The sequence below is a fragment of the Cryobacterium psychrophilum genome (genome assembly GCF_004365915.1).
GTDB lineage: Bacteria > Actinomycetota > Actinomycetes > Actinomycetales > Microbacteriaceae > Cryobacterium > Cryobacterium psychrophilum.
The window spans coordinates 2,816,950-2,842,098 of the sequence record NZ_SODI01000001.1; the positions used below are offsets into that span (position 1 = coordinate 2,816,950).

Consider the following 25,149-nt stretch of genomic DNA (forward strand, 5'->3'; position numbering starts at 1 on the left):
GGAGCGGGCATGCACATCGCCCCGGCGTTTCGCTGGGACTCGCGAAACGTCGGGGCGATGGGTGCGGCACGACCGGCGCACGAGGGACCGTGCGCCGGATGCCAGGGTGGCGGGTCAGTACTCGATGACGACGCGACCGTCGATCTTGCCGTGCTTCATCTCATCGAGAACCGCGTTGACCTCCTCGAGCTTGCGGGTGCTGACCGTGGGGTGAATCTGACCGCGGGCGTAGAAGTCGAGGGCCTCTTCCATGTCCTGACGAGTGCCGACGATCGAGCCACGGATGGTGAGGCCCTTGAGCACTATGTCGAAGATGGGTGCGGGGAAGTCTCCCGGCGGCAGGCCGTTGAAGACGATCGTTCCGCCCCGACGGGTCATGCCGATGGCCTGGCCGAATGCCGCCGGGTGAACGGCGGTGACGAGTACGCCGTGGGCGCCTCCAGTGGCCTCCTGAATCGCGGCGATCGGGTCTTCATTGAGCGCGTTGACGGTGACCTCCGCGCCGTGCTTGCGGGCGAGGGCGAGCTTGTCGTCGGCGATGTCGACGGCGGCAACACGCAGGCCCATGGCCTTGGCGTACTGCACGGCAATGTGTCCGAGGCCACCAATTCCGGAGATGACCACCCACTGGCCGGGGCGGGCCTCGGTCATCTTGAGGCCCTTGTATACGGTCACGCCGGCGCACAGCACGGGAGCGATCTCGACCGGGTCGGAACCCGCGGGAATCTTCACGGCAAAGCGGGCATCGACCAGCATGTACTGGCCGAATGAGCCGTTCACGCTGTAGCCGCCGTTCTGCTGTGCCTCACAGAGGGTCTCCCAGCCGGTGCGGCAGTACTGGCAGCTTCCACACGCGGACCAGAGCCACGCGTTTCCGACGCGTTCGCCGATTTCGAGGTTGGTGACGCCGGCACCGAGGGCAACGACCTCGCCAACACCCTCATGACCGGGGATGAACGGCGGGCTGGGCTTGACCGGCCAGTCGCCCTCAACCGCGTGCAGGTCGGTGTGGCAGACGCCGCTGCTGATGAGCTTGACGAGGGCCTGTCCGGGGCCGGGCTCCGGCACGGCGACCTCATCAATCGTGAGGTCCTGGCCGAACTCCCTCACGACGGCTGCGTGCATGGTTTCGGGTGTGCGAGTTGACTCGTAACGAGCCTTGAACTCGTCGGTTGCACCGTCCGCGGTGGGCTGAGCGTAAATAGTCATTACCTGGCTCCTTCGGTTGAGACATCATCGTCCATCTTCACACCATAGGAGGCCCGAGGTTGCAGAAACGTTGCGAGGGGTTGCGGCGACGCAGACCGGTCGCCGCAACCCCTCGCCACTGTGCTGTCGGTGGGGTGCTACTCCTCGATCGGGCGCTCCGTGCCATCGTCACGGAGTAGGTCTTCGAGGGCACGATCGAGGTCGTCGAGCTCGGGCGCTGCCCCCTTCGATGCGTTGGTGAGGCGTTCCACGAGCGCCTGCGGGTCATCAATGTCGTCCGAGGACGGCACGATGTCCGGGTGCGCCCAGAGGGCGTCCCTCGCTTCGTTGCCCACGGCATCCGTGATGGACTGCCACATGGCGGCGGCCTCCCGCAGCCGGCGGGGGCGCAATTCGAGCCCGACGAGTGTCGCGAAGGCAGATTCGGCCGGCCCCCCGGAGGCGCGGCGCCGTTTGACCGTCTCGGCGATCGCGTCCGCTTTCGGAAGACGACTCGTGGCCTCGACCGTGACGACGTCGACCCAGCCCTCGATGAGCGCAAGCATGGTTTCGAGGCGTCCGAGGGCCTGCAGCTGGGCGTCGGACTTGGGGGGGATGAGGGAACCATCGACCATGGCCTGGCGCAGTTCCTCGGGGTTGGCGGGGTCGAAGCCCGCTGCCAGCTCTTCGAGTCGGCTCGAGTCGATGGTGATGCCGCGGGCGAACTCGGTGATGGAACTGATCAGGTGCAGGCGCAGCCAACGGGCGTGGCGGAAGAGTCGGGCATGAGCCAGTTCACGAATGGCGAGGTAGATCTGCACCTGGTCGTCGGGAACGTCGAGACCCGCACCGAACTCGGCTACGTTCTGAGGGAGGAGCGCGGCCTGCTGCTCGTCGAGGAGGGGGATTCCCACGTCACCGCCGGAGACAACCTCACTGGAGAGCTGGCCAACGACCTGCCCGAGCTGCATGGCGAAGAGCGTGCCACCGACGCTGCGCACAATCTGGCTGGCGTTGGCGATCATCCCCTGCATCTCCTCGGGGGCCTGCTCGGTGAGCACGCGGGTGAGGGAATCGGCGATGCTCGTGGCGACGGGCTCGGCGAGTTGGGTCCACAGCGGCATGGTGGCGGTGACCCACTCGCGGCGGGTCATGAGGCGTGGCTCCACGGTGAGTTCGGCCACCGAGGTGACGTCGTCAAGCCACAGCGCCGCGATGTGAAACGCCTGCATCAGCTGGGTGTGCTGCTCCGTCGTAGTGGAGAGCTGGCCGGTGGCGGCGCGCTCCTGGCCCTGGGTGAGCGCAATGTCCCAGTTCACGCCCGTGGAACCCTGACTGGAGTTGATGGCGCCCTGCAGTTGTTTCATAAGCGCGGCCAGGCTGGCGGGGTCGCCAGCTAGCCCGGCCACTCCGGCAAGTTGGCTGGGGTCGATGGACGACTTGCCCGAGAGCATGTCCCGCAGCATGTCGCGGAATTGGTCCTCGGGGTTCTGACCCTCATCGGGTCGGGAGTCTTCAGCCACTTCAGGCACCTCTCAGTTGCGTACTTCTACGCTAGTGCGAGAACTCTCCCGGAACTGGGAAATGGCCTAAGGTAGAGGGTTCGGGTGTCCGCCTGTCGCGAACAAGCCCACCCGGCAATCACGACCGAAGAGACGGAAGGTACGCGGTGGCGCTTTTCACCGATGAGTCCACCGCCAGCGCCGACGCACCGCGCCGACGCGGCGGGTTGAAGGGCTGGGCCGTTCTCGGCGTCGCGCTCGTGGCCGGCATTGCCCTTGGCGTGGTTCCGTCCCCGTACGTGATCGAACAGCCGGGCCCGGTGTTCAACACCCTTGGCACGGCGACCAATGCCGACGATGTCGAAACCCCGCTGATCCATATCGACGGTGAGCCCGTGTATCCCACGAAGGGCAGCCTCGACCTGCTCACCGTGTCGCTCTTCGGCAACCAGGAGACCCGGCCGAGCTGGTTGGCCGTGGCTGGAGCCTGGCTGGACCCGAGCAAGGCCGTCATCCCGGTCGACCAGGTCTTTCCCGTCGGCATCACGAGCGAGCAGCGCGATACCCGGAACCAGGCCGCCATGGTGAACTCCCAGCAGGACGCGATTGCCGCCGCCCTCACCCACCTGGAATACGACTACCCGATGACTGTATCTGTGGTGGGCCTGCCCGACGACTCGCCGGCGGCGGGCCTGCTCGCTGCGGGGGATGTGGTGACGAGCATCGACGACACACCCGTTCGCAGCATCAGCGAGCTGCGTGCAGCCTTGCAGGTTGCCGGAACGGATGCCCCGGTGGTCGTGGGTATCACCCGGGACGGAACGGCCTTGACAGAATCCGTGGCTCCGGTGCGCAATGCCGGCAGTGTCGTGCTCGGCATCGGCGTCACGACGAACTACACGTTCCCGTTCACCGTTGAACTCGAACTGGACCGCGTGGGGGGACCGAGTGCCGGCATGATGTTCGCGCTCGGGATCATTGACAAGCTCACGCCCGGCGAGCTGCAGGGCGGCGCCAGCGTGGCGGGAACAGGCACGATCGACCAGGCCGGCACGGTCGGCACGATCGGCGGCATCCAGCAGAAGCTTTATGGGGCGAAGGACGCCGGCGCTGACTGGTTTCTGGCTCCGGCCGAAAACTGCGATGAGGTCACCGGTCACATCCCCAAGGGCCTCACGGTCTTCTCCGTGCAGACGCTGGACGATGCCCTCGCGGCTCTTGACGTCATCCGCACCGGTGACGACCCGAGCAGTCTGCCCACCTGCGCGACAAAATGATGTGAGAGCTGCTCAGGGCTAATTTCGGTGTGTGGGGAGGAGCACTGGATTTACTAGTATGGAGTAGTCCCTGATCCCACAGAGCATGAGGCCAATTCGTGACATCTTCGCCCGACAGCGCTCCCCGACGGAGCCGAACCCCGCTCGCCATCACGGCAGCGATCATTGCGGGGTTGGTGATCCTGTTCTTTATTTTTGCCGGACTGTATACCGATGTGCTGTGGTTTGACCAACTCGGGTTTCTCAGCGTACTGACCACGCAGTGGATCGCCACGGCCGTTCTGTTCCTTATTGGCTTCGTCGCGATGGCAGTGCCCGTGTGGATCAGCATCCAGATCGCCTACCGCAAGCGTCCGGTCTACGCCAAGCTCAACTCGCAGCTCGATCGCTACCAGCAGGTGATTGAGCCGCTGCGTCGTCTCGCCATGTATGGGATCCCCGCGCTCCTCGGCCTCTTCGCCGGTGTCGCTGCCGCCACCCGTTGGCAGGTTGTCCTCATGTGGCTCAACCGCAGCGAGGTGGGCCGCAAGGACCCGCAATTCGGATTCGACATCTCCTTCTATCTCTTCGACCTGCCGTTCTTCCAGGCCGTTCTTGGCTTCGCTTCGGCCGTCGTTCTCATCTCTGCCCTCGTCGTTCTCGCCACCAGCTACCTCTACGGTTCAATCCGTATCAACGGTCGCGACGTCATCATCTCCAAGGCAGCCCGCGTGCAGATCGCGGTGACCGCGAGCGTATACCTGCTGCTGCAGGCCGTGAGCATCTGGTTCGACCAGTACTCCACCCTCACCAGCGAGGGCAGCCTCATCACGGGTGCGAGCTACACGGACGTGTTCGCGACGATCCCCAGCCGGGCCATTCTCGCCGGCATCGCCGCCGTCGTTGCCCTGCTCTTCATCCTCACGGCCGTCATCGGCCGCTGGCGCCTGCCGATCATCGGCACCGCGCTGCTGATCGTCTCGAGCCTGCTGATCGGCTCGCTGTACCCCTGGGTCGTTCAGCGTTTCCAGGTGGACCCGAGCGCGAAGACGCTCGAGAAGCCGTACATCGAGAAGAACATCAACCTCACGCGCGACGCCTACGACCTGGCCGACGTCGAGCAGATCCCGTACAACGCCACCACAACGGCCGAGCCCGGCGCGCTTCGCGCCGACGCCACGACCACTGCCAATATCCGTATCCTCGACCCGGCCCTGGTCAGCGATGCCTTCGGACAGCTCGAGCAGTTCCGTCAGTACTACCAGTTCCCGTCGAACCTCGACGTCGACCGGTACATGATCGACGGCAAGTCGCAGGACACCGTCGTCGCCGTACGTGACCTCAACATTGACGGTCTGAACGCCGGCAACACCTGGGTGAACTCCAAGACCGTGTACACCCACGGTTACGGCGTTGTTGCGGCCTACGGCAACCAGCGTTCGGCCGACGGCCAGCCCGTGTTCCTTGAGTCGGGCATTCCCACCACCGGCGCGCTCGGCGAGTTCGAACCGCGCATCTACTTCGGTGAGACCTCACCCGAGTACTCCATCGTGGGCGCGCCGGAAGGCACCGACTCGATCGAGCTGGACTACCCGTCGGGCTCCGACGGCGCCGGCCAGACGTACACGACGTTCTCCGGCGACGGTGGTCCGAAGCTGGACAACCCGTTCAAGCAGCTCCTCTACGCGCTCAAGTTCCAGTCGGAGCAGATCTTCCTCGCGAACGCGGTGAACGACGAGTCCCAGATTCTCTACGACCGTGACCCGGTCACGCGCGTGCAGAAGGTTGCCCCGTACCTCACCCTCGACTCCGAGGCCTACCCCTCGGTCGTCGATGGACGGGTGAAATGGATCGTGGACGGTTACACGACCTCGGCGAACTACCCGTACTCCACCGCCGTGAGCCTGAGCGATGCGATCACCGACACGGAGACGCCGCCGCAGCCGTTCGCGCTCGATAGCATCAACTACATTCGCAACTCGGTCAAGGCCACCGTTGACGCCTACAGCGGCGAGGTCACCCTCTACGCTTGGGATGACAAGGAGCCTCTGCTGCGCACGTGGCAGAAGATCTTCCCATCCACAGTGAAGCCGATGAGTGAGATGAGCGGCGACCTGATGAGCCACGTGCGTTACCCGGCGGACCTCTTCAAGGTGCAGCGATCGATCCTCGGCCAGTACCACGTGACCGACCCGGGTTCGTTCTACTCGAAGGACGATGCGTGGACCTCGCCGAACGACCCGGACTCGCCCGCATCGAACCCGACCCTGCAGCCGCCGTACTACCTGACGATGCAGATGCCTGGTCAGGAGACGCCGTCGTTCTCGCTGTACACGACGTTCCAGCCTGACGCCACGGGAGAGTCGAGCAGAAACGTGCTCTATGGTTACCTCGCCGTTGATGCGGATGCCGGTGGCACTGACGGTGAACGCGCCGACGGCTACGGAAAGATGCGACTGCTCACCCTGCCGAAGGATGGCACCGTGCCCGGCCCCGGCCAGGTGCAGAACGTGTTCAACGCCGACCCGGATGTGTCCACCGAGCTGAACCTGCTGCGCCAGGGGTCCTCAACCGTGCTGAACGGTAACCTGCTGACCCTTCCCGTCGGTGGCGGACTGCTCTATGTGCAGCCCGTCTACGTGCAGTCCACGGGTGAGACGTCGTACCCGCTGCTGCAGAAGGTGCTTGTCGCCTTCGGTGACCAGATCGCGTTTGAGGACACTCTCGACAGCGCACTTGACGTGCTGTTCGGCGGTGACTCCGGAGCCACTGCCGGCGACACCACGGTGCCCGTGACCGAGACGGATACGTCGACGGTCAGTCCGACCGACGGTGATCCCGCCGCCGAGCCGGCGCCGCCGGCAACCACGACCGGTGACCCGGCCACGGACGCGGAACTCAAGGCGCTGCTGGCAACGGCCAACGAGACGTTGACCGAGAAGCAGGCCGCCCTCGCTGCCGGGGACCTCGCCGCCTTCGGTGTCGCGGACGAGAAGTTGTCGGAGACGATCGCGAAGATGCTGGCCCTGCTCGGCGAGTAGCATTCGGTTCTCACCGAGAGCCTCACCCGTGTCGGGTGGGGCTCTTGGTGTATCCGAACCGGCACGTGGTCACGGAGAGCTCTGACATGAGGTAAATTAGTACATGTAGCGCGGGGTGGAGCAGTTCGGTAGCTCGCTGGGCTCATAACCCAGAGGTCGTAGGTTCAAATCCTGCCCCCGCAACCATGGCGATGTCACAGAATACGTAGTTAGTGTTCATCAAATCGTACAGAGAAGGCCGATCCGGTAGAAATACCGGGTCGGCCTTCTTCTGTTTAATTGGAGATCGGCGTGGGGGCGGCATCGGCCAGCGCGCCGCGATCCGCGCGGAGCTATTTCGAGTGGTTGAAGCACTTCATCCCGCCATTTCGGCAGGCTGAAGTCGTCGGTGTTTCTGGTGTTTCTGGCGTTTCGTTTGTGGAGTGTGGTGCATGGCCGCTAGCCAGGCGGACTGAGGGTGCTAATTTCGCCTTGCCTGTCCAGCGGGGCTCCGTAGGGGGCGTTTCGGTAGCGCGCCTGGCGCTGAACCGCACGAATAGGTGGCGCTCAGGGCTTCAAATATTCAACTTGTGTCGACTTCCTCGCTTCGCGCTTTCCTCATGTCCCTTGACAGATGAGGAGTGGGATGGCTGGAGGCCTCTGCGCCTCTGGTAGCCGGGAAATACGGCAAGAAACGCGTAGTGCCGGTGCTTCCGAGTACGGTGATGGCCCTGCGTGATTTCCTACGTCAGAGCCGTGAACTTGTCACCAGCCAGGAATGCGACCGTGTTCTTCCTGACCTTCATCGGCACACGTGCCCATGCGGGCAAACCGGAGGCTGCATTTCGGTCTCTGCCGACAATGCGGCGCACGTCGCCGATCGTGGGCAGAATTGGAAGTCAGTCGCGCTGGGAAATGGCAACAGGGGCAGGTCGGGTGCATGTTGCGTCTCCTCTGAAAAGGGACCCGGTGCTCCCTCGGACGGCCAAATTGCGTTTCTGCCTCTCAATTATGTCGCCGGAGAGAGCGCCAATTGGACCCCACTTCGGGGCCTTTCGCTCTCTCTCAGGCCCTGTCCCGGTCGTGCTGAGATAAAATGGGCGAGGCGACGGGCTCAAACCCTGCTAATCGTGGAGGAGGCCGGTAGGATGGGTATTCTTAAATACGGCTGTTATTCTGAGTACGAGTTCGATGACCGTCCGTTAGCGCATCTGCAGGTAGTGATTGTTGCCAAGCTTCGTCGGCACGAAGGATTTCTGTTCTGCTGGACAGAGGGACGAGAGCATGGCGGCGGTCGCAATTGTGTCTGGCTTGATCCGCACATCCCACTGTCTTTTCGATACCAAGGCGGTCGAACACCGACTATAAACTTCGAATGGGTTGATACGTTGATGAAATCGGCCAACACTGCCGCTGGTATGGTTCTGTTCCCGGAGCCGGAGTGACCTTCGGCGCGGCGTTGGGCGCTGGTGTACGTCTGTGGGTGGGCCCACTCGGTGGTGAGGTTCCAGTTGCGGTCGGCGGAGATCTGCAGAGCGTTTCCATCGTCGAATGCGTTGAAGCCGTACACCGCGGTAACACTGCAGGCGCCGATGGTGTTGACCAGAAGCTGCCCCGTTGACGCGTTCGAGGCATCCAGAACCGAAACTGAGAAAATCCGTGAGCCGTCGTGCGTTGCGGTGAAGATCCCGGCCGTTGCACCGGCGGGGAGGGTGACGAGGTTGTCTCCGGTTCCGGACTGTGTGACCGGCGCGAAGGTGCCGGGGGTTGGTCGGCCGCGGCAGTACCAGCTTATTAAATGCTGACGAGAGTCATCGACGCAACCGACGCCATTGATGCCTCACGAGCGCTCACCGGAAGAGGATGCTCCCGTCCGTGGTCATCAGCCACCGAACTCGCCCTGCCGTAATCTGCCGTGATCAGGTTGGCTAAGGTTTGACGCTGGTGCGGTCGCAGTCAGAACAGACCAACAGGTACACGGGCCGCGAGTTCAGACTGGTATGAGCCGGGTTCGGGCTGAGGCGGGCCCGCGAATGGCAGAACGGGCAGGTGATGATCATGTTGTGCCTCTTCCTTTGGCCGGTGCTAGCTCAAACGTCCATGTACGGGCGGCTCACAGGCCCTTCGTACGTGGACAAAACTCAGGTTAGGTTAGGCATCGTTCGTGGCGACACCCCATGGATAAATGCATCAGATTGTGTTACGGCCGCCATAATTGGAAATTGAGGCGACTTTCCCGCTCGTTAGTGCTGCGCGCAGCGTCGGGCGTGATGTCCTCGATCGCCCGACAGGGCGTTGCTCTGCGAGGCTCTTGATCAACTTGAGAGCGTTAGTGCTGCAGCCGGAAAGAATCGGCTCTTAGGGTGGAATCGCTCCCAACGCGTCGAGGAATGCCCAGTCGCTGTAAGGCGTGTGGGTTTGGCTGAAACCCCCACCATGGCGGTTTCAGATCATGATTCCGTTTCATTCATGAAATTGCAGAAAAGGGACCGGCCACGCTGAGAAGCAGGTCCGGTCCTTTTTCGTTCTTTCGGCGGCGAGCTCGATGCCGCACCTGGCCCTCGCCTGCTCGCGGCCAGGAGAGTCTGGCAGTACGCCGAGTATCACGAAGTCAGAGACCAATCGTCTGGGCGGGCGGTTTACCATTCGGAATGCTTAGCTCGGTGCCGAGTTCGCGGTCGCTCGACACTTCCGGTCAGGTGCTTGTTTCCCCAATTGTGATCGCGCCCGAAAGGAAGTCCTCATTGGGGATAGTTTCACTTCACCCCGCCGGCGTCACCGTGCCCTCGCCCTGGCCCTGGGCCTCGGTAGTACCGCCGCTCTCGCCCTGACAGCTGCGGTCGCCGGACCCGCCCAGGCGACTCCGACCGACCAGGCGGCTCCGACCCAGACGCATCACGTCGCTCTGGGCACGCTGAACGACTCAGGCGCCTCCGGGGTCGCCAACCTCGCCCTGCGCGGGGACCAGCTCACGGTGATCATCAATGCCCGAGGCCTGACCCCTGGCCAGCCGCACGCACAGCACCTGCATTACTCGCCAGCCGCCGCCCACACCTGCCCGCCGCCTTCGGCCGACACCAATGGTGATGGCATGATCTCGCTCGCCGAGGGGGTCCCGTTCTACGGCGGCGTGGAGATCTCGCTGACCACCAGCGGCGACTCGTCACCGAGTAGCGCGTTGGCGCTCGACCGGATGCCTGTGGCGACGGCCAATGGCATCCTGCACTATAAGCGGACCTTCACGGTGGCCCCGGCCCAGGCCGCGGAAATCACCGACTTCGTGCTCGTCCAGCACGGCGTAGAAGACAACGGCTACCAGGCCACCCTGCCGACCGACTGCGGCGCCGTGAACTGAGCGGGACACCGCACAGAGCGGCCAGCACAGAGCGGCCAGCGGCTGGTCAGTGTCGACGAAATACCCTGACCGGCCGTGTGGCTGGCGTCCGTGCCCCGAGTTCCGGGCCCAACGCGGGGGTCGGCGATGAGCCGCTCCCTGACGCGAACACCCATCCCGAGGAAGGACACCACCTGGCCAGGGGCAGCGGCCAGCCGCCGGTGGGGTCAACGATCAGCAGTTCCTCCTCGACCCCGAACGTACGCAGGCCGTCATTGTGCACCAGCGACACCCGTTCTGTGCGATCACCCGCGCCCGTCCTGCCCTCGGGACAGGAAAGGGGCCCTGGCCTCCCCGAATTACCCCAGCGCTATGATGGTGTAAATCACACTCCGCAGTGGCAGATGAGCAACGAGACTCGGAATTGGCAGGCGCAAAATGGGCAGGCGTGGAATAGGTCTGATCGGGATCGTGTATCTGGTCATCGGGGTAGTGGTCGCTGCCACACAGGGCTATCTCGTGGCATGGAACGTTCCCGGCAATATTCTGGAAGGCCTGGCCGCGATTGTGCTCTGGCCTCTCGTGGCCCTCGTCGGGGTCGATCTGCACACCTTGATCGCATAGGGAACCGAAAGTCCACGCCTCTGACGGTCCTTCACTGTTCGTGAGTGAAACGGCTTTCCGGGATGACAGGGTCAGGTCCCGCCGATATGTGTTGCTTGCCAGTCGTGAGCGTTGCTTCGTAAACGTGAAGAGCCATCGTGCGCCACGGGCACGAGAACCCCGAGATTGGTCTCTACCGGTACGTCGTCGAGCGCAGCTTCGACAGATGCATGTGGCAGATCGTCGAACGGAAAGCGAAGTTCATCTCCCAGATCATGCGTGGCCACCTCGACGTGGTGGTGGCCTCGCTCCGTTGACACTAGCGCTGGAACGTCTCGTCGACCTCGCCGATGAGCCCATGCTCGCGTCGAAGCGCGTGGGCATGGGCGGGACACGATAATCACGGTCTAGCCGTGACTATGGCGGCGTAGTAGGTTCAGACCTACGGGTACCGGCAGCGCGACACGGGTTGGAGACAGGCATGGGCGAGAACAGCGTGGTGTGGTTCGACGATATTGGCATTGCCGACGTCCCTCGGGTCGGAGGGAAGAACGCCTCGCTCGGTGAGATGGTGCGAACCCTGGCCACAAGCGGCGTTCAGGTGCCCGAGGGCTTCGCCACGACGGCGAACGCCTACCGGGCATTCATTGCGGCCAACGGGATCGAACCTGCACTGCGTCGCCAGCTGGCGCTGTTCCACTCCGGGGAAGCTTCGCTGCGGGTGAGTGGCGAGGCCCTGCGCGAGCTGTTCCTGGGCGGAGAGTTTCCCGAAGACACTGCCGAGGAGATCCGCGCGTCATACCGTGCCCTGGGTGAACGGGCGGGGCAGGCCAACCTGGCTGTGGCCGTGCGCAGCAGCGCAACGGCCGAGGACCTGGTGGATGCCAGCTTCGCGGGACAACAGGAGACCTTCCTCAACGTGACGGGTGAGCGGGACCTGCTCGACGCCTGCCGCCGCTGCTTCGCGTCGCTCTTCACCGACCGGGCCATCAGCTACCGAGAGGTGAAGGGCTTCGACCACCTCGATGTGGCCCTGTCGGTGGGGATCCAGCGCATGATTCGATCGGACGTTGGCGGCTCCGGTGTGATGTTTTCCATCGACCCCGACAGCGGATTCCCCGGCGCGGCCGTGATCAGTGCCGCCTGGGGATTGGGCGAAACGGTGGTCCAGGGCACCGTTGACCCCGACAAGTACCTTGTCTTCAAGGCGCTGCTGGAGGAGACCGGCCGTACGCCGATCATCGAGAAGAAGCTCGGCTCGAAGGAGCGCAAGATGGTCTATGCGGCGGGCGGAAGCGCGCGCACCCGCACCATCGACACGCCCGTGCGTGAGCGGCAGTCGTTCGTGTTGACCGACGCCGAGATCGTGCAGCTGGGGCGCTGGGCCGTGATCGTGGAGAACCACTACGGCCGCCCGATGGACATGGAGTGGGCCAAGGATGGGATCAGCAACGAGTTGTTCATGGTGCAGGCCCGACCGGAGACCGTGCAGTCGCAGGCGAGCGGAACGACGTTCACGGTCAGTCGTCTTACCGAGACCGGGCCGCTGCTGGTCTCCGGGGTAGCCGTTGGCGAGAGCATCGCCAGCGGGCAGGCCTGCGTCATCAGGGACCCGGCGGACATTGAGAACTTCGTCGACGGCGCGATTCTGGTCACCGAAATGACCGACCCGGACTGGGTGCCCATTATGGCCCGCGCATCGGGCATCGTGACCGACCACGGCGGCCCGACCAGCCACGCGGCGATCGTCAGCCGCGAACTGGGCGTACCGGCCGTCGTCGGCACCGGAAACGCCACCGAGGTGCTCGCGGACGGGCGGTTGATCACCATTTCGTGCGCCGCGGGCGATGAGGGCAACGTTTATGCGGGCGCCCTCAGCTTCGAGACCGAGACGATCGACCTCGGTGCAGTGCCGACGACCCGCACGAAGGTGATGGTCAACATTGCCAGTCCGGTCGCGGCCTTCGAATGGTGGCGTCTGCCAGCGGATGGCGTGGGGCTGGCCCGCATGGAATTCATCATCAGCAACCTGATCAAGGTGCACCCGATGGCGCTCGTGCACCCGGAGCTCGTCACAGACCCGGTCGCCGTTCGGCAGATCCAGGAGCTCACGCGCGGCTATGCGGACCCGGAGGAATACTTCGTGCAGACGTTGGCCCTCGGGATCGCCAAGCTGGCTGCACCGTACTACCCGAACCCGGTGATCGTGCGCATGAGCGACTTCAAGACCAACGAATACGCGCACCTGATCGGTGGGGGCTCGTTTGAGCATGCGGAGGAGAACCCGATGCTCGGCTTCCGTGGCGCGTCACGCTATTACGACCCGCGATACCGGGAGGGATTCGCGCTCGAATGTCGGGCGATCCGTCGGGTTCGGGATGAGATCGGTTTCAGCAATGTCATCGTGATGATCCCCTTCTGTCGCACGACGACGGAGGCCGACAAAGTGCTGGAGGTGATGGCAGGGAATGGGCTGGTGCGCGGTGAGAACGGTCTGCAGGTCTACATGATGTGTGAGATCCCGGCCAATGTGATTCTGGCGGATCAGTTCGCGACCCGGTTCGACGGCTTCTCGATTGGTTCCAACGACCTCACCCAGCTGGTGCTGGGCGTCGACCGTGACGCGGGAGAACTCGCGGCCCTCTTCGACGAGCGCAACGACGCGGTCAAGCAGATGATCAGCCAGGCGATCGAAAAGGCCCATGCCGCCGGAATCAAGGTTGGCATCTGCGGCCAGGCGCCGAGCAACTACCCGGACTTCGCGGCGTTCCTGGTGGGGCAGGGGATCGACTCAATCTCACTGAACCCGGACAGCTTCCTGAAGACCGTGACCCACATCGCCGACGCTGAACGGGAGCGCGACACGAACTAGTCGGCAACCAGGCCCGTCGCAGCCGGCACGCGACGGGTCTAGTTGTCGAAATCGCTAAACATTGCCTCTTCGTAGGCGGCCTCAGCAGCTTCTGCGGTGGCTCGCGCCTCGGCCACGCGAAGGCTGAGGGCGTGCTCGGCCTTTCTGATCAGGTCCGCCTTGGTCGGGCTGGCCTCCAGTATTAAGTCTTCGAGCGTATCCGGGTCCAGGTGCTGGGCGTTGAGCGCGTCCATGTCGGCCTGCGCGATTTCTGCACGGCTGCGCAGAAACCGAATCCGGGCCTCGCCGGCCTCGTGCGCGTGGGCCGTATCGTTCGTGGGAAGGATTGCCTTGCCGTTCTCTGCGCGCCCGCCGTGGCTGTTCTCGCCCGCATCGCTCATGGTGCCTCCTGTGTCGGTGGCAGCCTAGCGCGGCACTGTTCCCGGCAAAAGGGGCAACCTCTGCCGCCGGATTCTCCAGAAGACAGCTCGCTGATTGTGCGCGAATCTTATGGCGGGGCTCTTGTCTTTTGGGCGTTGACCGCATAAATTCAGAGAAAGCAGTGTCGCGTGGTCACGCGAGCCTTTGTTGTGTGCTAAATTAGATCTTGTAGCGCGGGGTGGAGCAGTTCGGTAGCTCGCTGGGCTCATAACCCAGAGGTCGTAGGTTCAAATCCTGCCCCCGCAACGAACGGCCCGGAACTTAGGTTCCGGGCCTTTTTTGTGCCGGGACGCCCCGATGCGCCCCAGGCCGAGAGCACGCGCGATTCGCGAGGGAGCCGTGTTCGATCAGGCTGTCGTGACGCGGGTGTATAGCGCGGGGCGATGATCGCTTGCCGCGGGTGGCGCCGCGGATGGGGTGGTCAGACCGCTCGACATCATTGTTCTTACGTGGTGCGGAGACGCGTTTGGTGCGGCTTGGAAAGCGGGGTTAGCGGGAGGGCGTCATCGCCGAGATGATCTCGTACGCCACGTGGGAGGCGGCAACGGCGGTCAGCTGTGCGTGGTCGTAGGCCGGGGCGACCTCGACGACGTCGGCGCCGACCAGGTTGACGCCGCGCAGGGCGCGGATCATGGCCAGGAGTTCCCGGCTGGTCATGCCGCCGGCTTCGGGGGTGCCGGTACCGGGCGCGTGCGCGGGGTCGAGCACGTCGATGTCGACGGACAGGTAGACGGGACGATCGCCGAGGCGGGCGAGCATCCGTTCGATTGCGCGGGCGAGGCCCTCGGTCTCGAACTCGTGGCTGGCGATGATCGCGAAGCCGAGGCGCTCGTCGTCGCGGAGGTCGTCGCGGGAGTACAGCGGGCCGCGGATACCGACGTGCATGCTGGCCTGCATGTCGATCAGGCCTTCCTCCGAGGCGCGGCGGAACGGGGTGCCGTGGGTGACCGGGGCGCCGAAGTAGGTGTCCCAGGTGTCGAGGTGCGCGTCAAAGTGCAGCACCGCGACGGGCCCGTGCTTTTCCGCGACGACTCGCAGCAGGGGGAGGGCGATCGTGTGGTCGCCGCCGATGACGACGAGTCGCTTACCGTCGGCAGACAGTTCGGAGGCCGCCTGCTGGATCTGGGCCACAGCCTCGGTGAGGTTGAACGGGTTCGCGGCAATGTCGCCGGCGTCGACGACCTGCTGGGCGGAGAAGGGGGAGACGTCCTGCACCGGGTTGTACGGACGAAGCAGTCGGGAGGCCTCGCGTACATGAGCAGGGCCGAAGCGGGCACCGGGCCGGTAGCTCACACCGCTGTCGAACGGTACGCCGACCACGGCGATATCGGCGCGGCTGACGTCCTCGAGGCGGGGGAGTCTTGCGAAGGTGGCGATTCCGGCGTACCGCGGAACCAGGCTGGCATCCATCGGGCCGATCGGCTGCTCATCATTGACCATCAATTGCCTACTTTCGTACAGATTTGAGAGGTAAATACTAATATGCAACAGAAAGTGTCTCCTGTGCAAGTTTTCTTGCCTTCTGGTCAAATCCCACGGGTGGCCGGGATCCCGCTGGCGTGGGCGGAGACCGGTATGGAGACCCCCATGTACGAGAGTCGCGCGGCACGCGACGCGTCAGATGCGCTCATCGTCACCGGCGACCTGGCCGCCATCACCCAGTGGGCGTGCGGTCGCCCGGGCGCGCCCGTAACGAGTAACCGCCCCGGCAACCCGGTCACCCCGCGCTGGCTCTAGCCGCCGAGGCGTTGCACGGCGGCGACGGCATCGTGAACGGATGCCGCGGCCAGCGCGACCTCCTCGGCGGTGGTGCTCGCCGACAGGGTGAACCGCACCGCCGTTTGAGCGATCTCGGCGCTCAGGCCCATGGCCGTGAGCACGTGCGACGGTTCTGAGCTGCCCGCCGCGCAGGCCGATCCACTGGAGCACACGATTCCGCGCTGCTCCAATTCGAGCAGCACCGCCTCGCCGCTCGTTCCGGGGAAGACGAACGACGCCGTTCCGGGCAACCGCTCGGTGGGGTGCCCGGTGAGCCGGGCGGTGGGGGACTGGGTCAGCACGGTGGCAATGAATTCGTCCCGCCGGTGGGCGACCCGCGCCGCCCTCTCGCTGCGTTCCCGCAGGCTGAGCTCGAGGGCCACGGCGAAGGCCACCGCGCCGGCCACGTTCTCGGTGCCGCTGCGCTTGCCGCGCTCCTGACCGCCGCCATGCAGCAGGGGCTCCAGGGGCAGGCGGCCACGCACGAACAGCACACCGATCCCGGGGGGAGCGCCCAGCTTGTGGCCCGAGAGGCTCAGCGCATCCACCCCAAGGGCGGTCACATCCAGGGGCAGCCAGCCGCCGGCCTGCACCGCGTCGGTGTGGAACAGTGCGCCGGCCGCGCGGGTGATCGCGGCGAGATCGGCGATGGGCTGCACGGTGCCGACCTCGTTGTTGGCGTAGTGCACGGAGACGAGTCTGGTGTTCGGGCGCAGCGCCTGGCGCAGGGCATCGGCCTGCACCCGGCCCAGGGCATCCGTGGGCAGGAATGTGACCTCGAAACCGTGCAGCCGGTGCAGGTAGTCGACGGTCTCGAGCACGGCCTCATGTTCGATCGCGGTCGTGATGAGGTGACCGGGCGCCCCGTCACGGAGGGACCCCAGGGCGAGTCCCTTGATGGCGAGGTTGTCGGACTCGGTGCCGCCGCTGGTGAAAATCACGTCGCCGGGGCGGCAGCCGAGGGAGCGAGCGACGCTCTGCCTGGCCTGCGTGAGCGCCGCGGCGGCCGCCTCGCCGACGCGGTGGTGGCTCGAGGGATTACCGAAGCTGCCGGTGAGGAACGGCCACATGGCCTCCAGCGCCTCCCGGCGCACCGGGGTCGTCGCCGCGTTGTCGAGGTAGATCACGCCGAATCAGGCCTCGGTGTGCAGCACGACGTCGAGCCCGAGGTCGAGGGAGTGCGCGCTGTGTGTGAGGGCGCCCACCGAGATGATGTCGACGCCGGATTCGGCGATGCCCCGCACTGTCTCGAGGTTCACCCCGCCGCTCGCCTCCACGAGGGCCCGCCCGGCCACGAGACGCACGCCGGCGCGCAGGTCGTCGGGGGAGAAGTTGTCGAGCATGATCGTGTCGATCCCGGCGGCCAGCACCGCCTCCACCTGGTCGAGGCGGTCGACCTCCACCTCGAAGTGGGTCGTGTGGGACAGGCGCTCGCGCACCTCGCGCAGCGCCTCGGTGAGGTCCCGCCCGCCCGCGGTGATCACGGCCAGGTGATTGTCTTTGGCCATGACGGTGTCCGAGAGGCTGAAACGGTGGTTGTGACCGCCGCCGTCGCGCACCGCGTGGCGTTCGAGGGCGCGCAGGCCGGGCGTGGTCTTGCGGGTGTCCACGATGCGGGCTCCGGTGCCGACCGTCTCGGCAACGTACCGGGCGGTGAGTGTCGCGATTCCGCTCATCCGCTGCACGAAGTTGAGACCGATGCGCTCGGCCTGCAGCACGCCACGCGCCGGGCCGGTCACCTCGGCGAGCACCTCACCGGCGTCGAAGGCGGTGCCATCGGCCACGAGGAGGCGCACGACGATGGCGGGGTCGGTGAGTCGGAAAGCGGAGGCGAAGACGTCGCCGCCGCTGAAAACGCCGGGTTCCCGAGCCTGCAGCTGGGCCGTGGCCACGGCGAGGCGGGGAATGAGCACCTCTGAGGTGAGGTCCCCCCACGGGGCATCCTCGGTGAGAGCGGCCTGCACGACGGTGTCGATGGTGTGTGTGGTCAGCATGCAATGGCCTCCCTGGCCGCGGTGTCTGGTACGTGTGGTGCGACGGTGTGTGCGGTTCGCATCGATGAGGGCCGGTGCGCGGTCCAGGACCGGGACCAGGCCAGGTCGGTGCGGGTGTGCGGAAAATCCGCCCGGTGGTGGGCTCCGCGGGATTCGGTGCGGGCGAGAGCGGCCGCCACCGCGAGCCGCGCCAGATCGAGCAGGTTGCGGTTCTCCAGCTGCCGCACATCGGCGCGGTCTGTGAGGTCGCCCGTGGACCAGGCAGTGAGGGTGGCCGCCGCCCGCTCGAGGCCGGCCCCGGAGCGGTGCACGCCCGCGCTGTCCCACATGACGTGCTGCAGGGCCTCGCGCGAGAACGCCGGGGTGCTCGTCGCGCCGATTTTCTCTGCGGCGGCGGCGGTGCGGGCGGTGGCACCGGAAACTGGGCGTGCCGTAAGCGGCGCGACCTCTCCAACGTGTTCGACCGGGGAGGAAACGTCGAAGGAAGCGGCTTCGAAGGAAACGGACAGGGCGCGAACGGCACGATCGGCGAAGACCGCGGCCTCGAGCAGCGAGTTGGACGCGAGACGGTTGGCACCGTGGGCACCCGTGCGGGCGACCTCGCCGACGGCGAAAAGACCGGGAAGCGTTGTGCGACCCCACGCGTCGGTCACAACGCCGCCCATCCAATAGTGCGCGGCCGGAGCAACGGGAATGGGGTCGAGCGCCCAGTCGAGGCCGACAGCCCGGCACGCGGCCGTGATCGTGGGGAACCGCGACTCGAGCAGGTCCCGGCCGAGGCCCGTGGCGTCAAGAAGCACGGGCTCGCCGTCCTGCTCCGCCATCTCGCGGGCAATCGCGCGCGCCACGACGTCTCGAGCGGCGAGTTCTTCGCCCGGTATGTCGAGCATGAACCGCTCCCCGCGTCGATTGCGCAGCACGGCGCCCTCGCCGCGCACGGCCTCCGACACGAGCGGGCTGCCGGCAACCGCGAGCGCGGTCGGGTGAAACTGGTAGAACTCCAAATCGGCAACGGATGCCCCTGCTCGCCACGCTGCGGCAACGCCGTCGCCGGTGGCGACGCTCGGGTTGGTGGTGTGGCGGAACAGGGTGCCAGCGCCGCCCGTGGCGAGGATGACGGCATCTGCCCGGATGCTCTGCACCTGGGCATCCGGGCCGAGCAGGCGCACACCCACGACGCGACCCGAACTCATGGAGAGCTCGATGAGCATGGTGTGCTCAAGAATCTGTATTCCGGTGGTGGAATGTAGTGAGTTGGCGGCGGCACGCTGCCGGATGGTCGCGACGAGGGCGGCCTGAATGGCGGCCCCGGTCGCGTCCCCACCGGAGTGCAGCACCCGGGAGCGTGAGTGAGCGGCTTCTAGTCCGCGGGAGATGCCGGATTCGTCGCGGTCGAAGTCGACGCCGAATCGAATGAGGTCGCGCACCCGGGCTGGCCCTTCGGTGCAGAGAACCTGCACAGCGTCCTCGTCACACAGTCCGGCGCCCGCGCGCAGGGTGTCGAGCACGTGCGCCTCGACCGAGTCGTCGGGAAACAAAGCGGCGGCTATGCCGCCCTGGGCATATTTCGTGTTGCTTTCGTCGAGTGCAGCCTTGGTCACCAGCGTCACCCGGTGACCGGCATCCGTCGCCCGCACGGCGGCGGTGAGCCCGGCGAGGCCGCTGCCGATCACTATGACCGAGGCCATCAGGGCCGTCCGGAGAGAAGGGGCTCTGCGTCGGTGACGGTGGGCGCTACGGGGACCGGCGGGGTGACCGCGACGGGTGGCCGGGCGGCCAGCATCCGTTCGAGGGCAACCTGGGCATACACGGCAACGTCGGCGTCGACCTCGATGCGGTTGAGCACCTCGGCGGGTCTTTCGCTGCTGCCCACGAGTCCCTCGAGCACCCAGGCCAGGTAACCGGCGTGGATGCGATACATGGTCGAACACGGGCAGATCACCGGGTCGAGGCAGAAGATGGTGTGCTCGGGGTGCTGGGCGGCGAGGCGCTGCACGAGGTTGATCTCGGTGCCGATCGCAAACGTCGATCCGGCGGGGGCGGCGGCGATGGCCTTGCCGATGAAGTCGGTGGAGCCGGCGGAATCGGCCGCATCCACGACGGCCATCGGGCACTCCGGGTGCACAATCACCTGAACGCCCGGGTGCGTCACACGTGCCTCGGCGATCTGGCCCACCGTGAACCGGCGGTGCACGCTGCAGAATCCGTGCCAGAGGATCACCCGGGCGTCGTCGAGTTCGGCCGCGGTGCTGCCGCCGAGTGCCTTGCGCGGGTTCCACATGGGCATCTGCGTGAGCGGCACGCCCATCGCCTTGGCGGTGTTGCGGCCCAGGTGCTGGTCGGGGAAGAACAAGACCCGCTGGCCGCGCTCGAAGGCCCACTCCAGCACGGTCTGCGCGTTGGAGGAGGTGCACACGATGCCGCCGTGTTCGCCGCAGAACGCCTTGAGCGCGGCGGAGGAATTCATGTAGGTGACCGGGATCACGGGAACACGGCCGGAAGCATCCGGTTCGGTGCCATACAGATCTTCGAGCTGCTCCCAGCATTCGGTGACCGAATCGAGGTCTGCCATGTCGGCCATCGAGCAGCCGGCGGCGAGGTTGGGCAGAATCACGGCCTGCTCCGGCCCGGACAGCAGGTCGGCGGTCTCGGCCATGAAGTGCACGCCGCAGAAGATGATCGCCTCGGCCTGCGGTCGGCTCTTGGTCGCCTGCGCGAGCTGAAAGGAATCTCCCACGACATCGGCGTGCTGCAGCACCTCATTGCGCTGGTAGAAGTGGCCGAGAATGACGACGCGGTCACCGAGTGTCGCCTTGGCCGAGCGGATGCGCACATCCAGCTCCTCGGGCGTCGCCCGCCGGTAGTCCTCGGGGAGTTCCCCCTGGCGGGGCGACCCGGTGGGGATGACGTCGCCCATGGAGGACCCGGGTCCGTATGAGGGTGCGGCGGAATCGAATTCCCAGGGAGCGGTGGCCAGGTCGGGGCTGCACGTGCTGCCGGCGGCGGCGCCCGTGCTGATGAGCTGGATGGTGCTATTAACCGACGGATTCGTCATGGCGTTCTCCTAGGGGACTGCTCGTGAGGGAAAAGCTGGCTAGTTCTTTGTGGTTCTGGCTAGTTTTTTGTGGTTCTGGGGATTTCTCGGTGGTGCGGGCCGTGCGGAATCAAGTGTGGGGCGGGGCAGGTGCCCCGGAGGGACCGTGGCCGGAGTGCGCATCCGAATCGTCGTAGCGATAGAGCCGAGCCGGGCGATGCCGTGCGCCGGCGACATGCCGCCCGGTGTCGACAAGGGTGCCGGACGACTCAAGGGTCCGGCGAAAGTTCGCGGGATCGAGCGGCCTGCGCAGCACGGCCTCATGCACCTCGCGAAGCTGGGTGAGGGTGAACGTATCCCCGAGGAAAGCATGGGCGATGCGCGAATACTCCACCTTGGTGCGAAGCCGCCACAGGGCGTATTCCACGATCTTGTTGTGGTCAAAGGCCAGTCCCGGAAGTTGATCGGCCGCGAACCAGCGCACGTTCTCACCCTCGGCAGCCCTGGCCGCCTCGTCGGACTGCACGAGCGCCCAATAGACGACGGACACCACTCGATGTCCCGGGGATCGGCCGACATCCCCGAAGGTGAAGAGCTGTTCGAGGTAGGTGGGAGCGAGGGAGGTGGTTTCGTGCAGCGTGCGGGCGGCCGCGTCCGCGAGCTGCTCCGCATCGGGCAGCCAGCCGCCAGGGAGCGCCCACTGCCCCTCGTGAGGCTGTCGGGTGCGGCGAACGAGCGGTAACCAGAGTGTCTTGAGGGCAGAGGCGTCGTCCGGGCGCAGGGCAAAAATCACCGTCGACACGGCAAGCGCGGCGTGATTCACTACGGTCATGAGCGGACATCCCGGAGGTAAAGGTCTAAGTGACTCTAACTGTTCTGATAATTCTATAGCCGGATTGAGTGGCACCGAAACCCGCCGGGCCGAACCCGTCGCGCCCGCTCGCCGGCCTACTGCTGCGGGGCGGCCTCCGCCGGCACGCGGGAACGGTGCGCGCCCATGCCGGTCAACCCCCAGATCGTGACGCGCGCCATGGCCTCAATCACGATTCGACCGCTCATCTTTGACGAGCCGAGCGTGCGCTCTACGAAGGTGATCGGCACCTCCACGACCGTGAGTTGTGCGCGAACGGCGTGGAGGAGCATATCGATCTGAAAGCAGTACCCGAGGCTCTCGAGGCCTCCGAGCTGCATGCTCTCAAGCGCGTGCGCCGAGTACACGCGGTATCCGCCGGTGACGTCCCGCTGGGGCAGGCGCAGCAGGGCGCGTGAGTAGATGGAGCCACCCCGTGAGAGAGCGCGGCGGTGCCAGGGCCAGTTCTTCACGGCTCCGCCGCGTATCCACCGTGATCCCATGACGACGTCGGCCGAGGCGGCGGCGGTCAGGAGGCCGGGAAGCTGCTCGGGAAGATGCGACCCGTCGGCATCCAACTGCACGAGCTGGTCGTACCCGTGCGAGAGAGCCCAACCGAAGCCGTCCAGGTACGCCGCTCCGAGTCCGGTCTTCTCGGTGCGATGCAGAACGTGCACGCTGTCGTCCGCCGTCGCGAGCGTGTCGGCGAGCTCGCCCGTGCCATCCGGCGACGCGTCGTCAACCACGAGAACATGAGCTTCGGGAACACTCGCGCGAACCCGGGTGACGATGAGATCAATGTTTTCGCACTCGTTGTACGTCGGAATGATCACCAGGGTGTTGGGCATGAGTGACCTCGTCATTTCGATAATGTCGGTGCGATTGACCAGTATGGTCTGGTCGACTGTGAACCCCTGTTGATTCCGTGGTGTAACATACGTTCCCGCGGTTGATCCGCCACTCCCATGATCACCCCAGCTGAAGGCTAGGCTGACGGAATGGCTGATGCGCAACCAAGCAACGACACATGGCGTCCCCTGGCGGGCATGGGGGTGGCCGTGGCACAATTTCGGCCCGGCACCGATGAATCCGCCAACCTGGCAGAGATGCGCGGCCTCGCTGCCGTCGCGGCGGCACGAGGTGCGAGTCTCGTCGTTTTTCCGGAGTATTCCGCCTTCTGCGAGGTGCCCCTCGGTCCGGCGTCACTCGCCGCGGCGCAGTCGCTTGACGGTCAGTTCGTGTCTGCCCTCGGCGAGCTTGCGCGCGAACTCGCCGTGTTCATCGTGGCCGGAATGCTCGAAGCGACCGACGATCCCGCGCGGTTTGCGAACACGCTCGTCGCCGTCGACCCGAACGGCGAACTCGTGGCGACGTATCGCAAGCTGCACCTGTACGACGCCTTTGGGGAGCACGAATCCGATGTGGTCCTGGCCGGTGAGATCTCACACCCCGAGACCTTCGATATGCAGGGCCTGACCGTGGGCATGCAGACGTGTTACGACATCCGCTTTCCCGAGGTGACCAGGCGGCTCGTGGACGCGGGAGCCAACGTGGTTCTGGTTCCGGCTGAATGGATGCGCGGGCCGCTCAAGGAGCACCATTGGCGTGTGCTCCTCACCGCCAGGGCGCTCGAAAACACGGTGTATGTGGTTGCTGCCGACCAGGCGCCGCCGATCGGTGTCGGCCAGAGCATGATCGTCGACCCCATGGGCGTCGAAGTCGTCACGATCGGCGAAACGACGGATGTGGCCGTGGCCTGGCTATCGCCGCAGCGCATTGACGCGGTGCGCGCCGTGAACCCGGCGCTCTCACACCGCCGGTTCGGCGTCGTACCGCGGTAGGTGCCGCTCTGCCGCAGGCTGGCTTTGGTCGCGCGTGACGGGGCCGCGGCACGGAGGTTGGTTGCTCGCTCCGTGTGCAACGTGCGCTCGGATTCGGCCGAGGAATTCTCCTCGCCGGTGACGATCAGGCCTTGCGAGCTGTTCGCCGAACGGGTGAGCTGGGAGATCCACTGGGGGTTGATGCTTGGCGCATGTCCTCCGGAGAACTTGAAGTAGAGCGGTATGGCGGGGTGGAGCCAGGCGGAGCTGCGACCATCGCCCACGACGGCGGCATCGCGCCATGACAGGAGAAAGCTCTCGCCTCGGCGAAGTTTTTGAATGATCACGCACTATAAGTGCACGAGCACCCGATCGTCGAATTCCACTATTACGCGGTCATAGGTCAAGGAGCCCATATGTCGCCCTCCTTCGTCGCGCGTGGTGTCGGGACGGTGAAAGCGGCGCTAAGACATACACACAATCGGATTTAATTTCAACCCTCCTCCTTTTGGGGACCCAGAGCAAGTATCTTCCGCATCTCCCGGCGCATTGGCAGACGCAGGGTGGTCAAAACATGGAAGGGCCGCTCGATGTGCCCGAAGTGACCGGCATCGGTCAGTGTCACCATGCTGAAGTCGGAGATGACGTTTCGCAGGCGGTCGGTGTCCGTTGCCGACACGAAAACATCCCGGTCACCCGCGCTCGCGCGAACCGGGCAGACGATGCGCGACCACGACGCGACGGCGTCGTAGGAACCGGCTCGCGCCGATGCCAGGCTGAAACCGTGTGGCCGCAGCTCGACGGCGAGCGCGGCAATAACGGTGGACTGCATGCGGCCGGGGTGGCGAAAGAGCGGGGAAACCACGGTGCGCAGCAGGTGCAGGCGGGCGAGACCGACGACCAGGGCGCGGCCGGACGCTCCGGCGAGGCGCAACATCCGCATCACCTGCAGCAGCGTCGTGTAACCGGGGAGCAGACCGAAATGCAGCATGGGATGCTGCACGCTGTCGATCACGGAGAAGGTTGTGGCGGAAACGAGCCCCACCGAGACGGTGGCGCCGGTCTCGGCGGCGGCGAGCTGCAGGGCAATGAGGCCGCCCATGGAATGAGCGACGACGTTCCACCGGCGATATCCCAGGGCCCTGGCGATGTCAGCGACGGTCGCGGCCATCGTCTCAATCGTGAGCTCCGAGGTGTCGGCGGGCAGGGGAGTGTCGCCCCAGCCCGGCAGATCGGGGATGACAAGGTCCGTCAGATCAGTGTCCATCGGCGCCGTTTCGCCATGGCTGGCGGCCTGCAGGAGGGGAGTCCACGTCGTCCAGGAGCCGGCCGCGCCGTGCAGGAGGATCGTGGCCGTGTCGCTGTCCGTGCGGCGCCCGTGCCGCACGGCAACGGAGACCGCGCCGGGGCCCAGCCGCATCGAACTCGTCGTCAGGCCGAAACGGCGGGCATCCGCGTCGAGAGCGAAGGGGGCGTACCGCATAGTCGGGCCCGCCCC

General features: G+C 65.6%; 20 protein-coding genes, 2 tRNA genes and 1 pseudogene. 11 read left to right on the forward strand and 12 right to left on the reverse strand.

Annotated elements, in window-relative coordinates; genetic code table 11:
- Window positions 1-114: 114 nt before the first annotated feature.
- Window positions 115-1,125 (reverse strand): alcohol dehydrogenase AdhP, encoded by a 1,011-nt coding sequence (gene adhP, locus EDD25_RS13145; protein ID WP_134175495.1) that lies wholly within the window; start codon window positions 1,123-1,125, stop codon window positions 115-117.
- A gap of 221 nt (window positions 1,126-1,346) precedes the next feature.
- Window positions 1,347-2,711 (reverse strand): zinc-dependent metalloprotease, encoded by a 1,365-nt coding sequence (locus tag EDD25_RS13150; RefSeq protein WP_422386769.1) that lies wholly within the window; start codon window positions 2,709-2,711, stop codon window positions 1,347-1,349.
- A gap of 146 nt (window positions 2,712-2,857) precedes the next feature.
- Between EDD25_RS13150 and EDD25_RS13155 the strand changes: the two genes are divergently transcribed.
- The 8 genes from EDD25_RS13155 to ppsA all read left to right on the forward strand — a co-directional run bounded on the left by EDD25_RS13155 (window position 2,858) and on the right by ppsA (window position 13,775).
- Entirely contained in the window at window positions 2,858-3,967 is a 1,110-nt protein-coding gene (locus tag EDD25_RS13155) for a YlbL family protein (protein ID WP_134173783.1), read from the forward strand.
- A 98-nt stretch (window positions 3,968-4,065) separates the two neighbouring features.
- Complete coding sequence (locus EDD25_RS13160) at window positions 4,066-6,987, forward strand: UPF0182 family membrane protein (RefSeq protein ID WP_241986312.1); 2,922 nt, start codon at window positions 4,066-4,068, stop codon at window positions 6,985-6,987.
- 109 nt (window positions 6,988-7,096) lie between these two features.
- A tRNA-Met gene (locus EDD25_RS13165) sits at window positions 7,097-7,173 on the forward strand.
- A 941-nt stretch (window positions 7,174-8,114) separates the two neighbouring features.
- Window positions 8,115-8,411, forward strand: coding sequence for a DUF7882 family protein (locus tag EDD25_RS13170; protein WP_134173785.1), 297 nt, complete (start codon window positions 8,115-8,117; stop codon window positions 8,409-8,411).
- Window positions 8,412-9,940: 1,529 nt separating this feature from the next.
- Window positions 9,941-10,321, forward strand: coding sequence for a hypothetical protein (locus EDD25_RS13175; protein WP_134173787.1), 381 nt, complete (start codon window positions 9,941-9,943; stop codon window positions 10,319-10,321).
- Between the two features lie 417 nt (window positions 10,322-10,738).
- A complete protein-coding gene (locus tag EDD25_RS13185; protein WP_134173791.1) occupies window positions 10,739-10,924 on the forward strand; it encodes a hypothetical protein in 186 nt (61 codons plus the stop codon).
- 137 nt (window positions 10,925-11,061) lie between these two features.
- Complete coding sequence (locus EDD25_RS17590; protein ID WP_166671296.1) at window positions 11,062-11,220, forward strand: hypothetical protein; 159 nt, start codon at window positions 11,062-11,064, stop codon at window positions 11,218-11,220.
- A gap of 164 nt (window positions 11,221-11,384) precedes the next feature.
- Complete coding sequence (gene ppsA, locus EDD25_RS13190; RefSeq protein WP_134173793.1) at window positions 11,385-13,775, forward strand: phosphoenolpyruvate synthase; 2,391 nt, start codon at window positions 11,385-11,387, stop codon at window positions 13,773-13,775.
- 38 nt (window positions 13,776-13,813) lie between these two features.
- Here the strand turns inward: ppsA and EDD25_RS13195 are convergent, their stop codons facing one another.
- Window positions 13,814-14,155, reverse strand: coding sequence for a hypothetical protein (locus EDD25_RS13195; protein ID WP_134173795.1), 342 nt, complete (start codon window positions 14,153-14,155; stop codon window positions 13,814-13,816).
- Window positions 14,156-14,367: 212 nt separating this feature from the next.
- Here EDD25_RS13195 and EDD25_RS13200 point away from each other — a divergent pair.
- Window positions 14,368-14,441, forward strand: a tRNA-Met gene (locus tag EDD25_RS13200).
- Between the two features lie 243 nt (window positions 14,442-14,684).
- On the opposite strand, the gene speB is transcribed toward EDD25_RS13200, so the two are convergent.
- The gene (gene speB, locus EDD25_RS13205; RefSeq protein WP_134175501.1) at window positions 14,685-15,635 is read right to left on the reverse strand and encodes an agmatinase; all 951 of its coding nucleotides are present in this window, start codon (window positions 15,633-15,635) and stop codon (window positions 14,685-14,687) included.
- Window positions 15,636-15,782: 147 nt separating this feature from the next.
- Here speB and EDD25_RS17595 point away from each other — a divergent pair, with 147 nt between their 5' ends.
- Window positions 15,783-15,932 (forward strand): hypothetical protein, encoded by a 150-nt coding sequence (locus EDD25_RS17595; protein WP_166671297.1) that lies wholly within the window; start codon window positions 15,783-15,785, stop codon window positions 15,930-15,932.
- On the opposite strand, the gene EDD25_RS13210 is transcribed toward EDD25_RS17595, so the two are convergent.
- From EDD25_RS13210 to EDD25_RS13235, 6 genes are all read right to left on the reverse strand, one after another.
- Window positions 15,929-17,080 carry a cysteine desulfurase family protein gene (locus EDD25_RS13210; RefSeq protein WP_134173797.1) on the reverse strand — a complete coding sequence of 384 codons (1,152 nt, stop codon included), beginning with the start codon at window positions 17,078-17,080 and terminating at the stop codon, window positions 15,929-15,931. The genes EDD25_RS17595 and EDD25_RS13210 overlap by 4 nt on opposite strands.
- A 6-nt stretch (window positions 17,081-17,086) precedes the next feature.
- A complete protein-coding gene (gene nadC, locus EDD25_RS13215; protein ID WP_134173799.1) occupies window positions 17,087-17,947 on the reverse strand; it encodes a carboxylating nicotinate-nucleotide diphosphorylase in 861 nt (286 codons plus the stop codon).
- A complete protein-coding gene (gene nadB, locus EDD25_RS13220; protein WP_134173801.1) occupies window positions 17,941-19,635 on the reverse strand; it encodes an L-aspartate oxidase in 1,695 nt (564 codons plus the stop codon). Before nadB ends, nadC begins: the two co-directional genes overlap by 7 nt.
- Window positions 19,635-21,002, reverse strand: coding sequence for a quinolinate synthase NadA (nadA, locus tag EDD25_RS13225; RefSeq protein ID WP_134173803.1), 1,368 nt, complete (start codon window positions 21,000-21,002; stop codon window positions 19,635-19,637). Before nadA ends, nadB begins: the two co-directional genes overlap by 1 nt.
- 109 nt (window positions 21,003-21,111) lie before the next feature.
- Complete coding sequence (locus EDD25_RS13230; RefSeq protein ID WP_134173805.1) at window positions 21,112-21,813, reverse strand: NUDIX hydrolase; 702 nt, start codon at window positions 21,811-21,813, stop codon at window positions 21,112-21,114.
- Window positions 21,814-21,929: 116 nt separating this feature from the next.
- Window positions 21,930-22,694, reverse strand: a complete 765-nt coding sequence (locus tag EDD25_RS13235) for a polyprenol monophosphomannose synthase (protein ID WP_241986313.1) — start codon at window positions 22,692-22,694, stop codon at window positions 21,930-21,932.
- 135 nt (window positions 22,695-22,829) lie between these two features.
- On the opposite strand from EDD25_RS13235, the gene EDD25_RS13240 reads away from it, so the two are divergent.
- Window positions 22,830-23,672, forward strand: a complete 843-nt coding sequence (locus tag EDD25_RS13240; protein WP_198418841.1) for a carbon-nitrogen hydrolase family protein — start codon at window positions 22,830-22,832, stop codon at window positions 23,670-23,672.
- 125 nt (window positions 23,673-23,797) lie between these two features.
- Here EDD25_RS13240 and EDD25_RS18425 read toward each other — a convergent pair.
- Window positions 23,798-23,998, reverse strand: a pseudogene (locus EDD25_RS18425) (DUF7882 family protein); the annotation flags it as partial.
- A 146-nt stretch (window positions 23,999-24,144) separates the two neighbouring features.
- Window positions 24,145-25,134, reverse strand: coding sequence for an alpha/beta fold hydrolase (locus EDD25_RS13250; protein ID WP_166671298.1), 990 nt, complete (start codon window positions 25,132-25,134; stop codon window positions 24,145-24,147).
- Between the last annotated feature and the right edge of the window lie 15 nt (window positions 25,135-25,149).

Coding starts and splice junctions, on each gene's coding strand:
- adhP (WP_134175495.1), bottom strand. CDS start 1,125: ATGCACGCAGCCGTCGTGAGGGAGTTCGGCCAGGACCTCACGATTGAT.
- EDD25_RS13170 (WP_134173785.1), top strand. CDS start 8,115: ATGGGTATTCTTAAATACGGCTGTTATTCTGAGTACGAGTTCGATGAC.
- EDD25_RS13185 (WP_134173791.1), top strand. CDS start 10,739: ATGGGCAGGCGTGGAATAGGTCTGATCGGGATCGTGTATCTGGTCATC.
- ppsA (WP_134173793.1), top strand. CDS start 11,385: ATGGGCGAGAACAGCGTGGTGTGGTTCGACGATATTGGCATTGCCGAC.
- EDD25_RS13195 (WP_134173795.1), bottom strand. CDS start 14,155: ATGAGCGATGCGGGCGAGAACAGCCACGGCGGGCGCGCAGAGAACGGC.
- speB (WP_134175501.1), bottom strand. CDS start 15,635: ATGGTCAATGATGAGCAGCCGATCGGCCCGATGGATGCCAGCCTGGTT.
- EDD25_RS17595 (WP_166671297.1), top strand. CDS start 15,783: ATGTACGAGAGTCGCGCGGCACGCGACGCGTCAGATGCGCTCATCGTC.
- nadC (WP_134173799.1), bottom strand. CDS start 17,947: ATGCTGACCACACACACCATCGACACCGTCGTGCAGGCCGCTCTCACC.
- nadB (WP_134173801.1), bottom strand. CDS start 19,635: ATGGCCTCGGTCATAGTGATCGGCAGCGGCCTCGCCGGGCTCACCGCC.
- nadA (WP_134173803.1), bottom strand. CDS start 21,002: ATGACGAATCCGTCGGTTAATAGCACCATCCAGCTCATCAGCACGGGC.
- EDD25_RS13230 (WP_134173805.1), bottom strand. CDS start 21,813: ATGACCGTAGTGAATCACGCCGCGCTTGCCGTGTCGACGGTGATTTTT.
- EDD25_RS13235 (WP_241986313.1), bottom strand. CDS start 22,694: ATGACGAGGTCACTCATGCCCAACACCCTGGTGATCATTCCGACGTAC.
- EDD25_RS13240 (WP_198418841.1), top strand. CDS start 22,830: ATGGCTGATGCGCAACCAAGCAACGACACATGGCGTCCCCTGGCGGGC.
- EDD25_RS13250 (WP_166671298.1), bottom strand. CDS start 25,134: ATGCGGTACGCCCCCTTCGCTCTCGACGCGGATGCCCGCCGTTTCGGC.